Source organism: Tetzosporium hominis (genome assembly GCF_002265435.1).
GTDB lineage: Bacteria > Bacillota > Bacilli > Bacillales_A > Planococcaceae > Chryseomicrobium > Chryseomicrobium hominis.
The window spans coordinates 285841-300876 of sequence record NZ_NOKQ01000134.1 but is presented as its reverse complement, the minus strand read 5'-3'; the positions used below and the strand labels follow the sequence as shown (position 1 = coordinate 300876).

The 15036-nt window shown below is 43.1% G+C and carries 11 protein-coding genes and 2 pseudogenes; all 13 read right to left on the bottom strand.

Annotated features, from left to right (window positions below):
• Window positions 1-72 precede the first annotated feature (72 nt).
• Window positions 73-342, bottom strand: a complete 270-nt coding sequence (rpsO, locus tag CF394_RS02440; protein WP_094941673.1) for a 30S ribosomal protein S15 — start codon at window positions 340-342, stop codon at window positions 73-75.
• A 121-nt stretch (window positions 343-463) separates the two neighbouring features.
• Window positions 464-1408 (bottom strand): riboflavin biosynthesis protein RibF, encoded by a 945-nt coding sequence (ribF, locus tag CF394_RS02435; protein ID WP_094941672.1) that lies wholly within the window; start codon window positions 1406-1408, stop codon window positions 464-466.
• Window positions 1405-2337 carry a tRNA pseudouridine(55) synthase TruB gene (truB, locus tag CF394_RS02430; protein ID WP_094941671.1) on the bottom strand — a complete coding sequence of 311 codons (933 nt, stop codon included), beginning with the start codon at window positions 2335-2337 and terminating at the stop codon, window positions 1405-1407. Before truB ends, ribF begins: the two co-directional genes overlap by 4 nt.
• 50 nt (window positions 2338-2387) lie before the next feature.
• Window positions 2388-2732, bottom strand: coding sequence for a 30S ribosome-binding factor RbfA (gene rbfA, locus CF394_RS02425; protein ID WP_094941670.1), 345 nt, complete (start codon window positions 2730-2732; stop codon window positions 2388-2390).
• A gap of 14 nt (window positions 2733-2746) precedes the next feature.
• Window positions 2747-3025 (bottom strand): DUF503 domain-containing protein, encoded by a 279-nt coding sequence (locus tag CF394_RS02420; RefSeq protein WP_094941669.1) that lies wholly within the window; start codon window positions 3023-3025, stop codon window positions 2747-2749.
• Complete coding sequence (infB, locus tag CF394_RS02415; protein ID WP_094941668.1) at window positions 3022-5499, bottom strand: translation initiation factor IF-2; 2478 nt, start codon at window positions 5497-5499, stop codon at window positions 3022-3024. Before infB ends, CF394_RS02420 begins: the two co-directional genes overlap by 4 nt.
• Before the next feature lie 4 nt (window positions 5500-5503).
• Window positions 5504-5824 (bottom strand): YlxQ family RNA-binding protein, encoded by a 321-nt coding sequence (locus tag CF394_RS02410; protein WP_094941667.1) that lies wholly within the window; start codon window positions 5822-5824, stop codon window positions 5504-5506.
• Window positions 5821-6099, bottom strand: coding sequence for an RNase P modulator RnpM (rnpM, locus tag CF394_RS02405; protein WP_094941666.1), 279 nt, complete (start codon window positions 6097-6099; stop codon window positions 5821-5823). Before rnpM ends, CF394_RS02410 begins: the two co-directional genes overlap by 4 nt.
• Before the next feature lie 19 nt (window positions 6100-6118).
• Entirely contained in the window at window positions 6119-7246 is a 1128-nt protein-coding gene (gene nusA, locus CF394_RS02400) for a transcription termination factor NusA (RefSeq protein WP_094941665.1), read from the bottom strand.
• A 30-nt stretch (window positions 7247-7276) separates the two neighbouring features.
• Window positions 7277-7750 (bottom strand): ribosome maturation factor RimP, encoded by a 474-nt coding sequence (gene rimP, locus CF394_RS02395; protein ID WP_094941664.1) that lies wholly within the window; start codon window positions 7748-7750, stop codon window positions 7277-7279.
• A gap of 124 nt (window positions 7751-7874) precedes the next feature.
• Window positions 7875-8390, bottom strand: a pseudogene (locus CF394_RS02390) (helix-hairpin-helix domain-containing protein); the annotation flags it as partial.
• 125 nt (window positions 8391-8515) lie between these two features.
• Window positions 8516-10447 (bottom strand): group II intron reverse transcriptase/maturase, encoded by a 1932-nt coding sequence (gene ltrA / locus CF394_RS02385; RefSeq protein WP_094941663.1) that lies wholly within the window; start codon window positions 10445-10447, stop codon window positions 8516-8518.
• Between the two features lie 763 nt (window positions 10448-11210).
• Window positions 11211-15008, bottom strand: a pseudogene (locus tag CF394_RS02380) (PolC-type DNA polymerase III); the annotation flags it as partial.
• Between the last annotated feature and the right edge of the window lie 28 nt (window positions 15009-15036).

Here is a 15036-nt window from a genome sequence, read left to right as displayed (position 1 = left end):
GAAAACAACTTTCTATTAGCAGAAAGACTCAACCTGTATCACAAGTTGAGTCTACTAAATTGAATATTCGAATTAGCGGCGTAAGCCTAATTTTGCAATCAATTCACGGTAACGTTGAACTTCTGTTTCACGAAGATATTTCAAAAGGTTACGACGACGTCCAACCATTTTGAAAAGACCGCGACGTGAGTGGTGATCTTTTTTGTGAGTGCGTAAGTGCTCGTTTAAAGAGTTGATCTCTTCAGTAAGCATTGCGATTTGGATTTCTGGTGATCCAGTATCACTCTCGTGAGTACGGTACTCAGTGATTAGTTCATTCTTACGTTCTTTTGTAATTGCCATGTTGGTTTCCTCCTAATAATAGATATATCCCCTGTACCCGAGCAATCGTTGGAGACTCGAAAAGCCAAGATAAGGTTTAGTACAAGACGTACTGACTTATTATAGCAGACTGCTATTCCTATTACAAGGGACGAGCTGCCAAATAAGCGATGGCTTGGTCCTTGTCTTTAGCAATCTGTTCTTTCAATGCCTCTAAAGATGGAAACTTCTGTTCTTTACGGATTGGTTCATACCAGTGAATGCGAACTTGTTCTCCGTAAATGTCACGATTGAAATCAAACAAATGGACTTCGATAGAGACTTTCTGGCTGTTTTGGACTGTCGGTTTGTACCCTACATTGCAGACACCATCAAACCACTCATCTTGTACTTGCATCCGGACTGCATAAACACCAACTGCCGGGATAAACTGTCCCTCATCTGGTTCTACATTAGCAGTAGGGAACTGTATCGTCCGCCCACGTTTATCTCCGTGAACAACGACGCCATCCAGCTGAAACGGTCGACCAAGCAAGTCGCATACCAATTGCATATTCCCAGCTTTAAGTTCATTACGAATCCGAGTCGAACTTACTTTTTCCTCATCTTTTGTGAATTTTGGGATGACCGTCACTTCAAGAGTGTCAGATGCATACTTTTTCATCAGCTCCATGTTGCCTTTACCAAAAGCACCAAACGAGAAATCGAAGCCAGCAATAACATGTTTGACGTTTAAATCTAAAACAAATTGTTGAATAAAAGCTTCAGGCGTCAAGCTTGCGAAATTAGAAGTAAAACGCACAACAAAGACGTCATCGACTCCTTGCTGTTCTAGCAGCTCAAGCTTTTGATTTAGAGGTGTGATATAAAATATGTCTTCTTTTTTCCCTCCAAGAACGACAGAAGGGTGAGGATCAAACGTCATGACCGCTGCACGCAAGTTGTTCTTTTGTGAAGAACGAATTGCTTCACTGATCAATTGTTGATGCCCTTTATGTAATCCATCAAAAAAACCAACCGCCAGCGCATAACCACCTGCATCTGGAACTGGCAATTTGGAAGGATAAGTAATATGGTGAACCTTCATGAGTTTTCCATCTCCGAACGTATAAACATTTTTTCAGGCTTCATGAAACCAGGTTTCTCAGGATGCGCTCGGTATACTGCATGCGCCACTCCCTGTTTTCCAATTACAATCTTATCATGAAACTCAAGGTCCGTGTGTGCAGGAAGTACTTGGCCGTTCGAAAAGGCTTTTTCCAGTTCCTGTGGGATTTCATGATAAGGCCACTGTTCAAGTGCTCGTTCGATAGGCTGCAAAACTTCTGCAAACATATTTTTCTCTAGCATCTCCGTAAGCTGAGAGAGCGTCTTTGCTTCTTCAGAGTTAAAGCCACCTGCTTTAGTTCGTACCAGTTTTTTCATATGAGCTGGCACTCCAAAGATTTCACCAAACTGAACAGCCAAAGTTCGGATATAGGTTCCTTTGCTACAGCTGACATCGATTGTAAAGTCAATGGTCTCCCCCGTCCATTCAAGAGGAGCTTCCACTAGATCTAATTGGTGAATGGTCACTTCGCGACTTGGTCGCTCAATGACTTTTCCTTCACGTGCATACTCATAGAGACGGCGACCGTCAACTTTGACAGCGGAATACATGGGAGGTGTCTGGATAATCGTTCCTGTTAATTGTTCGCAAGCTTGTTGCAAGTGCTCTTTTGTAATTGAAAATGGAGCTGGCACTTGGTCTACTACCTCGCCTGAAGCATCTTCAGTAGTTGTGGATGTTCCTAATGAGACCACTGCACGGTAGGACTTCCCTTGTGCCATGACATATTCGGCAACTTTTGTCGCTTGGCCTAAGCAGATAGGCAGCACGCCTTCTACATCAGGATCTAATGTACCGGTGTGGCCAATACGCTTCATCTTAAGGAGCTTTCTTAATTTAAAGACACAATCATGTGAGGTCATTCCTGCTTCTTTCCATAAGGGAAGAATCCCTTCAAATTCAGCCATACTCTCTCTCCTTGCAAAAAAGCCTACCTCGAGTGGAGGCAGGCTTCAGATTAATCTTGCTGATTTAGTTTGCGTAACAAGTCATCAATATGATTTCCATACGCAATCGATTCATCGATTTGGAAAGCAAGTTCCGGTGTCTTGCGTAAGCGAATGCGCTTCCCGACTTCAGAACGCACAATCCCTTTCGCTTTCTCTAAGCCTTTTAAAGCTTCCGCTTGTTTGACTTGTTGCTCCAGTACAGTTACATATACCGTCGCTTGTTGCAAGTCTCCTGTCACTTCCACATCTGTTACTGTGACAAATTCTACACGTGGATCCTTCACTTTTCGTTTCAGGATATCCGCGATTTCTTTCTTCATTTGCTCAGCTACTCGATTTGATCTTGTCGACATAATCTTCACCTCAATTACAGCTCGTGAATAGTGTACGACAGGCACTCCCATTCCGAGTTTGATTCTAAAAAGTTTAGAACATAATGCAGTTCTCGCTCTGAATGGCGACGGTCTGATGAGACCGTCACGATTCCAAGCTTTGTGCGCTGCCACAGATCCTGGAATTCCAGTTCACTAACAGCCACATTGTATTTTTGACTCGTGCGTTTCAACATCCGCTGCAGTACAGCCCTTTTTTCTTTTAGGGTGTGCACATTCGGCAAAATAAATTCACACTCGAGATAAAGGATCATTTACGTACGATTTCTTGCATGATGTAGGCTTCGATAATGTCGCCTTCCTTCACATCATTAAACCCTTTAATAGTAATACCACATTCGTATCCACGAGCGACTTCTTTAGCATCGTCTTTGAAACGCTTCAATGTATCTAGCTCACCTTCAAAGATAACGATACCGTCACGAATGACACGAACGCCAGAGTCACGAGTAATTTTCCCTTCAGTTACGTATGAACCTGCAATTGTACCCACTTTCGATACTTTGAACGTCTCACGAACTTCTGCTTGACCGATGATTTTTTCTTCGAACTCAGGATCTAATAGACCTTTCATCGCTGACTCGATTTCTTCGATCACTTTATAGATGATGCGGTGCAAACGAATATCTACGCCTTCTTCTTCAGCAGCACGTTTGGCATTCGTATCTGGACGCACGTTGAATCCGATGACGATAGCGTTTGATGCAGCAGCAAGTGAAATATCTGATTCCGTGATAGCCCCAGCGCCTGTGTGAATGATTCGTACATTAACGCCTTCCACTTCAATTTTCATTAAAGCAGCAGCCATCGCTTCAACCGTACCTTGAACGTCTGCTTTGACGATTAAGTTCAGTTCTTTCATTTCACCTTGCTTCATTTGATCGAATAAGTTATCAAGTGTCACACGTGTTTTTTCAGAACGTTGCTCTTGAATCGCTGTAGATGCACGAGACTCCCCAACTTGACGAGCTGTCTTTTCATCTTCGAAGACTACGAAACGGTCGCCCGCTTGTGGAACTTCATTAAGACCTGTGATTTCAACTGGAGTTGAAGGACCTGCTTCTTTTAGACGACGACCATGTTCATTCACCATAGCACGTACACGTCCGTAAGCATGCCCAACTACGATAGGATCTCCAACATGAAGTGTTCCATCTTGAACTAGTAGAGTTGCAACAGAACCGCGACCTTTATCAAGTTGCGCTTCAATCACAGTACCGATTGCTTTACGTTTTGCGTTAGCTTTCAGTTCTGCTACTTCAGAAACTAGAAGGACCATTTCTAGTAGTGTATCAATCCCTTCGCCTTTAAGAGCTGAGATTGGTACGAAGATTGTGTCGCCGCCCCAATCTTCTGGAACAAGACCATGTTCAGTCAGTTCTTGCATGACGCGGTCTGGATTTGAAGATGGTTTGTCCATTTTGTTGACTGCAACAATGATTGGCACTTCAGCAGCTTTTGCGTGGTTGATGGCTTCAACCGTTTGAGGCATAACGCCGTCATCCGCTGCTACAACTAAGATTGTTAAATCTGTCACTTTAGCTCCACGTGCACGCATTGTTGTGAAAGCGGCGTGACCAGGTGTATCTAAGAAAGTGATTTTCTTGCCGTTTTCATCTGTTACTTGGTAAGCACCGATATGCTGTGTGATACCGCCCGCTTCACCAGAAGTAACTTTTGAATTACGAATAGAATCTAGAAGTGTTGTTTTTCCGTGGTCAACGTGACCCATGATCGTAACAACTGGTGGACGCTCTTTTAAGTCCGCTTCGTTCTCTTCTTCGTTTTCAAAGTGCACTTCTAGATCTGTGATGTCGACTTTGATTTCTTCTTCAACCTCTACACCGTAGTCTGCACAGATTAGCTCGATTGTATCTTTATCTAATTGTTGGTTAATGTTTGCCATGATACCAAGCATGAAGAGCTTTTTGATCAGTTCTGCTGGCTCTCTACCTAGCTTTTTAGAAAGCTCTTGAACAGATAAAGACTCTGTGAACGTGATTTTTGCTGGCAGTTCGCGCTCTTTACGAGGCACTGGTGGTTGAACTGGTGTTGAATTCTTTTTACGACGGTGTGGGCGATTGCCGCCTGGACGTCCTTGGAATCCACCACGGTTGCCGCCTGGACGGCCTCCGCCACCTGCGTTTGGACGGTTCTGTCCTTGAGGCCCACGGTTTTGTCCTTGACCCTGACCTTGTCCCTGAGGACGATTTTGATTAGCCGCTGGTCTCGCTCCTTGTGTTGAAGTTGATGACGTAGCTGCTGGACGGTTTTGTCCTTGACCCTGACCTTGTCCCTGAGGACGATTTTGACCTTGTGGACGATTTTGTCCTTGGCCCTGGGGACGCGATTGTCCCTGACCTTGTGGACGGTTCTGTCCTTGACCCTGAGGACGATTTTGTCCTTGGCCCTGAGGACGCGATTGTCCTTGACCCTGAGGACGGTTTTGTCCTTGGCCTTGTGGTCGGTTTTGTCCTTGACCTTGAGGACGCGATTGTCCTTGGCCTTGCGGACGTAATTGCCCTTGACCGCCAGGACGGTTTTGGTTGTTTGCTGCAGCTGGTTTTGATCCTGCTGTAAACTTAGAATCCAATTGTTTTACTGCGTCTGGTTCAATCGTTGACATATGATTTGTTACTTTCACGTTCATTTTCTCAAGCTCCGTAATGACATCTTTGCTTGATTTATTTATTTTTTTGGCGTATTCATGAACTCTGATTTTCGTCATTCGCTCACCCCCGGTTATATTCGTTGATTAGTGATGCCAATTTTTTCGCAAAACCATAATCCATAATTGCTAAAACAACGCGGGCTTCTTTCCCGGTTGCGTGTCCTAAATCATATCGATTCCCGAAGACACCTAAATCAACGTTGAATGATGCACACTTATCCGTAACTTTTTTGGCTGTATTAGCTGATGCATCGTTCGCTAATATAACAAGCTTCGCTTGCTGCCTTCTTACTTCTCTTACTACCAATTCTTCACCCGTGACAATTTTGCGTGCCCGAGTAGCAAGTCCAATTAGATTGATGATTTGTTGTTCTAGTGTCATTTTAGTTTTTCACGCTCAATCAACACGATAAGCTCATCATAAATCTCAGCTGGAATCTTTACTTCAAGTTGGTTGCCTAACGAGTTTTTCTTTTTAGCTGCTTCCACAGCTTCTATAGATTTGGACAAGTAGGCACCGCGGCCTGATTTTTTGCCAGTTGGGTCTACAGAAACGTCTCCTTCTTTTGACCGCACAACACGAATCATTTCTTTTTTCGGAAACATTTCATTCGTTGCCACACATTTACGCATGGGGATCTTTTTTTGGATTGCCATATGCAGACACCTTCTTCACTTAATCTTTATAGAAATCGAAGTCTTCTTGTGGTTCAAAGTCTTCGTAATCTTCTTCAACAGTTTCTTCAAATGCGCGTGGGTAGATTCCTAGCTCACGTGCGTCTGTTTCACTTTTAATATCGATTTTCCAACCTGTAAGTTTAGCTGCAAGACGTGCATTTTGACCACGTTTCCCAATAGCTAAAGACAATTGGAAATCTGGTACGACTACAGTCGTCGATTTGTCGTCGTCACTCACTTGTACATCTAATACTTGAGAAGGGCTTAGTGCATTTGCAACAAATTGCACAGGATCTTCTGACCATTCTACGATATCGATTTTTTCTCCACCTAGTTCATTAACGATGGTTTGGACGCGAGCACCTTTAGCACCTACACAGGCACCTACCGGATCTACATCTTCATGATGAGCGACAACTGAGATCTTAGAACGATCTCCCGCTTCACGTGCAATCGATTTAATTTCAACGATCCCATCATAAATTTCAGGAACTTCCATCTCAAAAAGACGACGAAGTAACCCAGGATGCGTACGAGATACAAATACTTGAGGCCCACGAGTTGTGCGCTCTACTTTTGTAATGAATACTTTGATGCGATCATGTGGACGGTATGTTTCAGTTGGAATCTGCTCATTTGTTGGAAGAACAGCTTCTACTTTTCCAAGACCTACGTAGATGTTACGAGCATCTAGACGCTCCACAATGCCGTTAACAATATCTTCTTCACGGTCTACATACTCTTCATAAATTAAACCGCGCTCTGCTTCACGCACACGCTGAGTCACGACTTGTTTAGCTGTTTGCGCAGCGATACGACCGAAGTTACGTGGTGTCACTTCTTCTTCAATCACATCACCCACTTGATAGTGAGGATTGATCACTTGAGCATCTGCTAGAGATACTTGAAGGCGCTCATCTTCCACTTCTTCTACGACATCTTTGCGAGAATAGACAATCATTGAGCCAGAATCTAGATTGATGTCGACACGTACATTTTGTGCTTGATTGAAATTGCGTTTGTAGGCTGTAACTAAAGCCGCTTCAATCGCCTCAATTAACACATCCCGTTTAATACCTTTTTGTTGTTCAAGAGCCGTTAAGGCATCTAATAGTTCGCTGCTCACAGCAATCACTCCTTATTTTACCTAGTATGCTTAAAAATCAATTGCTAGACGCGCGAGTGCCACTTTGTCACGAGGAATCGTTACTTGGCGGCGACGCGTTTTGTCTTTGTATTCAATCACAGCACCCTCATCTTTAGAGTAGCTGAGGAGTGTTCCTTCAAATTCTTTACGGCCGTCAATCGGTTCATAAGTTTTGAAAAACACATACTCACCCACTGCTTGGACATAATCTTCTTCTTTTTTGAGCGGGCGCTCTGCTCCTGGAGATGACACTTCTAAAAAATAGTTTTCTTTAATTGGATCTTTTTCATCTAATAGTTCACTGACACGTTCGCTAACACGTGCGCATTGTTCGATGTCGATGCCGCCACCTGGCACATCTACATAAATACGTAAGAACCAATCTCTGCCTTCTTTAACGTATTCCACATCTACTAGTTCAAGGTTCAAGTCTGCAATGATGGGAGCCACCATCTGCTCGATTTTTGTAACGATTTCCTGCATAAAATCCTCCTTGCTTTTGTCTTTAAACAACAGAAAAGAGCGGGAAATCCCACTCTTTGCGCAAAAGTTATCTACCATTCGTATGCCAATCATACCATATATGGCGACCAGAAGCAAATTGTAGCTAAAATAGTGACAATTGATTCGCATCAGGCATGCCTTCAAGGCAACCAAGTGAATCTAAGTAGTCAATTATAGTACGTGAAACCTTACCTCGCTGCTGTAAATCTTCTTTCGATAAGAACTCTCCGTTCTCGCGTGCCCGCACTATTTGAAGGGCTACGTTTGTTCCAAGGCCCGGAACTGCATTGAACGGAGGAATCAATGTATTGCCTTCAATCACGAATTCAGTCGCTTTCGATTTATAGAGATCGACTTTTTGCATACGAATCCCTCGTTCAGACATTTCTAATGCAATTTCCAACACGGTCAATAAGCTCTTCTCTTTCGGACTTGCATCTAGCCCTTTTGAGTTAATTTCCTGCAGGCGCGCGCGAATAGTTTGAGAACCATTGATCATTGCTTGCAAGTCAAAGTCGGACGCGCGGACAGTAAAGTACGCTGCGTAATAAAGTATTGGAAAATGCACTTTAAAGTAAGCAATACGCACTGCCATCAACACATAAGCCGAGGCGTGTGATAGTGATAGGTAAATCCATCCTCGACCTCACTCGTTAGGACTTCATTTTCCCCCACTTCAAACCGTACGTGAACCTTTCGATTCATACGGCTTTCCATCAAGTTCATTTGCCGCTAAACTCATTTTCACAACTGTAATTTTTCCCTAAAGTTAAGAATCTTTTTTACCGAGGTTTTAGTGTAACATAGATTGACAAGTGCCGTTTCATCAACAGTGATGTTGTGTAGTATTGTGTGGCAAGAGTCATGTAGTGAAGCAAGGTTAGAGACCTTATTCACTTTATCTACTGTCAGTTTTGGATTTATGTGATGAGTGTTAATCTCATGTGGTGCTATTTCGCTTCCACAAATCCTACAATTGCCTTTGTCGCGGTTGAACGCGTACGCTCTATTCAAGTAGAATTCAAAGTTGTATAAACCACTTTTTCTTTTCTTAGTTGCCAATAATCTTTTGGTTGCTGTAGCGTCTGAGCCGAAGATGAAGTCCAGTCTGTGTAGTCTGTTCTTTTTCCGAGTCCTCGCTAGGTGTAATTCTTGTCCTATTGAGGTGAACGGGGTTTCTAGTTGATTGAATAGTCTTGGTGGAGTGAATTGGCAGAATGCCAGGTCAGTTATACCTATGATATGTTCCTTATACTTCACTGCCGGTAGTGCTGTTGTGTATTTCTTGTGCAGTTCTGTAAGGTTGGTACATTCATTGGCTTTTACCCAGTCAACTTTCTTATTCTTGCCTTTCGCACTCGTGGGTCCCATTCGTCGTCTAAGTGCTCTATAAGCCGCCCAGCGTATCCTCTGATTGTATTTCTTCATGGTTTCCGAACCCCAAGTTGTTACTTGATAGTAGTTAACCAACCCTCTGATTTTGGAGTTGATAATGTTCATATCAGAGATTAATGTTTCAGTATCTCTACACCGTTTGAGCATTTTTATATCCTTAATGAGTTCCGTAATTTTCATATCGAATTTTTCGGGTATTGGTTTGGTTCTAGTTATATAACCTTTGGTAGCATTACCACGAACCTGTTTGTACTTATACCCTAGGAATTCAATTGATTTTGACCTGATATTCGTTATTTTCGTTTTTTCGGGAGAGAGTTCAAGTTTCAGATAGTCTGACAAGTACCTTTGATATTTGAACACTAGTTTTTCTGCGTTTTCTTTGGTGTCAGTGATGACGACCCAATCGTCTGCGTATCTAACTAGATATGCTGGTACTGGTTTGATTCTTGGTTTGCCAGATAACCCTCTTAGTATTAAACTCCTTTGTCCTGAAGTGTACTCTCTTCGGAGTTTCTTCTTTTCGTATTCCCTAGTAACGAAGTTGTCGAATGGTGTCAGGTAAACGTTTGCCAACAAGGGAGATATTATCCCGCCCTGTGGTGTACCCATTTCGTTTAATGCTGTTTCGCTCATAATACCGGCTCGTAACATTTGTTTTACCATCATTAGGATTCTTCTGTCATGAATGCCAAAGGACCAAAGTATCTTTAGTAGTTTTGAGTGATTGACTTTATCGAAGAATTTTGAAATGTCTCCCTCGATGACCCAGTGAAATCCTGTTTTTTGTGCTATATCCGTTACCCTAGCTAGAGCATTTTCTGTGCTCCTCCATGGTCTGAAACCATAAGAGTGTTCGAAGAATTGTGCCTCGCAGATTGGTTCGAGTATATTCCTAATACATTCTTGGATAACTCTATCTACGATTGTTGGTATTCCTAGAGGACGTGTATCACCGTTTCCTTTTGGAATATTTACTCTCCTAACTAAGTCGGGTTGGTAGTTTTTGAATTCTGCTTTTACCATTCGGATTATCTTCTTAAAATCTTTTTTCAGGATGTTCTCAGCCATAGTTTCTCCATTTACTCCGGGTGTATTGCTACCCTTGTTGCTTTTAAGTTTATGGATGGCAGAAAGTATAACGGGTTCACTACTCGCTACTTCTAAGATGTTGGTGAAGTGTGGTTGTTTTCCTTCTTCAAGATAGTTGCGTGTTTTGGCAAAGATTGTTTCTTTCAGTTTTTGTGTTTCTTCCTCGGTTTTAGGTATGCTAAGTTTCATATGACAATTCACCTCTACAATTCAAGATTGTTTCGGTTTACACTGCCTTTGTAATTGATTCTCAACGGAGATTCTCAGCAATTTTCGTTGTATTGAGTTTGATTAGAACTTGACTATGCCCCTTCGCTCCGCACCCATTACGGTGCTTCAACGCTACTACGGGCTGCTGTCAGTCAATTTAAGAGAGTCATTTCCTACTCTCAAGACTTCACCGGGCTCCTCCCTCAGTCTGCTGACCTTCCCACGTTCCACATCTCACTATCCTTTTATTATAGTCGTTTTAGGTTCTCCCTCTGACCCGCCTCCAGGCACATCGAAAACAGTTTAATCGATATACTGAGTATCCTACGAATGGATACCCGCAGTTACACCCCCAAAAGATAGGGTAACCGCTAGAGGTCTACCGCAAGCGGTAGCCATCACCTCGCGATGATATTGTCCTTACGAGCCTTTCCCAACGGGAGTTCGTGTTCCTAACCATGACAACTTTTACAGGACCCCCACCCTTACTAACATCTACTTGAGATGCTTCCAGGATGTCCTTAGCGAGCTCTCTGACTCTTCCTCTGTGAGAGATTTAGAGCCAGTCGCGGTGTTCAGGGCTTTTCACTCATTACTGTTCTGAGTGGAAGAGGTTTTCACTCTTCGTGTCGTGTGATGTAGTTCTCGTGATGAAATCACTTTGACTACTGTCTTTGTTATTTCTTCACGGGATGGTTTTATTCGTCATTTCTGACGAGGTTGTCCATCAACGTGGCGCACCTTTCGGGAACATGTACTTGATCTTTTTACACGACTCGATATACCATGCCGGCACACTGTTCTTTTTCATCTCTTCTTCAAATTCAGGCGTTAAGCCTTTTCCTTTACGCACAGACTCCATAATTTTGAACGCGAGGGATGGTTCAAGTCCTTGATAGATCAAGTAAACCATGATGTCATCTCGACAGCCGATTACATCGCTCAGTTGACAAGTTCCTGCTTGAATTAGTTCCTGTGCGTTACCAAGCCAGACGTCTGTTCCGTGGGACAGACCTGAGATCTGTACCAGTTCAGAAAACGTAGAAGGCTTCGTCTCTTCTAACATCTGTCGTACAAAGCGGGTTCCAAACTCAGGAATTCCAAGCGTCCCTGTCTTACAGTCGATTTGTTCCTGTGTGACCCCAAGTGACTCTGTGCCACTAAAGATTTTCATCACTTCAGGATCGTCGGTTGGAATCGTTTTTGGATCAATGCCTGATAAGTCTTGAAGCATTCGAATAACCGTTGGATCATCGTGACCAAGAATATCGAGTTTCAATAGATTGTCGTGGATGGAGTGGAAGTCAAAATGTGTTGTCTTCCAACTAGAATCCTGTGCATCTGCAGGGAACTGGATTGGCGAGAAGTCGTAAATATCCATGTAATCGGGTACTACGATGATTCCCCCTGGGTGTTGCCCTGTGGAACGTTTGACTCCCGTACATCCTTTTACTAGACGGTCTACTTCGGCCCCGCGCATTACAAGATTGTGATCAGACGCATATCCTTTCACGTATCCGTAAGCGGTCTTCTCAGCAACCGTACCAATTGTCCCGGCACGGAACACATTGTCTTCTCCAAAAAGTTCCTTCGTATAATTGTGAGCTGTGGGCTGGTACTCTCCACTAAAGTTCAAGTCGATATCGGGAACTTTATCTCCTTTAAATCCTAAGAATGTTTCGAAAGGGATATCCTGTCCGTCTTTTTTATAGAGAATGTTGCAGTCGGGACATTCCTTATCCGGTAAGTCATAACCAGACCCTACAGAACCGTCTTGGAAGAACTCAGACTTTTTACACTCCGGACATACATAATGCGGAGGCAATGGATTCACTTCCGTGATGTCTGTCAAGGTAGCTACCAGAGAGGAACCAACCGACCCACGTGAACCAACTAGATAGCCATCATCCAGTGATTTTTTAACAAGCTTATGAGAGATCAAATAGATGACTCCAAATCCATGCCCAATAATAGATGTCAGTTCTTTTTCAATTCGAGCTGAGACGATTTCAGGTAGTTCGTCCCCGTATATCTCTTTCGCACGAGTATAGGTCAATTCTTTGATTTCATCATCTGCTCCTTCGATTTTTGGAGCAAACAAGTCATCTTTAATTGGTTTAACGTCACCGATTCGATCAGCAATGGCTTGTGAGTTTTCAACCACAATCTGATGCGCCGTCTCTTTTCCTAAGAAATCAAAAGCTTCAAGCATTTCATCAGTTGTCCGGAAGTGAACTTTTGGAAGTTCATGACGGTTTAGAGGATTGGCTCCTCCCATCCCGCTAACTAAGATCTTTCGGTAGATGGCATCATTCTCTGTAAGATAATGCACGTTCCCAGTGGCCACAACTGGCTTATTAATGCGTTTACCAAGTTTGATCATTTTACGAATGATGTCTTCTAAGTTCCATTCATCACGAACAAGTTCCAATTCAATAAGGTGTTGGTACACATCCTTTGGATGCACTTCTAAATAATCATAGAACTTCGCAATCTGCTCCACTTGTTCTAGTGGTTTTTGCATGAGCCCCTCAAAGACCTCACCTTTGTCACAACCGGAACCGATCAGTAAGCCTTTGCGGTATTTTTGTAGTGTTGAACGTGTAATTCGAGGTACACGATAAAATGTTTTTACATGAGATAGCGAAACTAAATGGAAGAGATTTTTCAAGCCTTCGTCATTTACTGCAAGAATTGTACAGTGCGAAGGTCTCCCTCGCTTGTAGGCATCGCCTTCACCCACATAGTCATTTAATTGATTGTGATTGGTAATACCTCTTTGTTCCGCTTCTTTTAATAAGTGTAAAAGTAAATATCCAGTAGCTTCACAGTCATAAATTGCTCGGTGAGCCTGGGTCAATTCGATGTTGAACTTTTTAGCAAGCGTTCCTAACCGGTGATTTTTCATCTCTGGATGCAAAAAGCGCGCAAGCTCTAATGTATCGATGATGGGATGGTCGGACGTTTCAATCCCTGTCTTACGATACGCTTCGTATAAAAAGCCCATATCAAATGAAGCATTATGAGCTACGACAATCGCATCTCCAATGAATGCATGAAACTCTTTTGCTACTTGATCCAGTTCAGGAGCATCTCGAACCATGTCATCTGTAATCCCTGTCAATTCAATCGTAGTAGCAGATAACGTTTGGTGCGGGTTAACGAACCGTTCGAACTTATCTACTATAGCGCCGTCACGTATCTTCACAGCAGCAAGCTCAATGATTTTGTCATAAGTCGCAGATAGACCCGTTGTCTCTACGTCAAATACGATAAAGTCAGCGTGCTCTAGATTTCGGTCAACCGGCTCATAAGCAATGGGTACACCGTCATGAACTAGACTTGCCTCTAGACCATAAATGACTTTGATGCCGTTTGCTTTTCCAGCAGCATAAGCGTCAGGAAACGCCTGGACATTCCCGTGATCGGTAATGGCAACTGCAGGATGTCCCCATTTGGCCGCTTGTTTGATCAACTCTCCAACTGGAGTGACCGCATCCATAGCACTCATAGGTGAATGCATATGGAGCTCAACTCGTTTTTGTCCTTCAGGAGCTTTGTCTTGCTTCACTTCCGGACGAATTTCATTCATATCTTGAGCCATCATGATCAAATCACGAACGAATGTATCGTTTTGCACAGATCCTCTCGTACGGATCCACATGCCTTTTTTCAGACGCTCCATCATCTGGACATCTTCTTTATCTCTTGAGAACATTTTAACAAGGATCGAATCCGTATAATCTGTAACTTTTGCTGTCAGTAAAGAACGCCCACTTCGGAGTTCCTTGATTTCTACATCAAAGACGTATCCTTCGATTGTTATGCGTCGCTCCTCATCTTGAATGCGACGAATTTCCACGACTGGCTCGTCGTGCTTGATTTGAACACCCAATTGGAATGGACCTTGTGGCACATTCTCATCTGAAGTGTTTTGTTCACGGTTCATTTGGTCAGCAAGAGCTTTCCGGCTCAGTTCTTCTTCTTCTTGACGCTTCTGTTCAAAGAACTGACGCTGCATTTCAGCAAGTTTTTCCGTATTCTCCTCTAGCACACAATCAAACCGAACCGAGTGAATGCCGAGTTTTTGATAAGCACCTGCAAGAGACGGGAAGTACTTTGTTTGAAGAGTACGAAGCTCGAGCTCTTGCGCGCATTTTACGCGAACAAGTTGCCCTTCTACCTGTGGTGTTTGAGAAGCAAGCAACTCTTTTAAAGGTGGACTCATCTCATAAAAGGATTCAACCACGTCAAGCCAATAAGCCGGAATTACTTCTGATAAATCATAAGGTCCCGTCAGTTGAATCTCTAGATCTACAACTGCAATGCCTTTGAAGCGCTCGACAAGACGTTTTTTAAACTCTCGAAAAATGGGGCCAGGTAAAGCGTGTTGCCCAATCAGACGGAATTTCCACAAGCGGTCTTTTTTATGTACAGTCAATTTTTCAAGTTCATAACTTTCAAATGCATTACTATAGCTATCTTCTTCTAACTCAAGTTGTTGCAATAGAAGGAGCATTTTCATTCGATTTGTTTGCATAGTGGTCCCTCCTTACCGTAAAAATAAG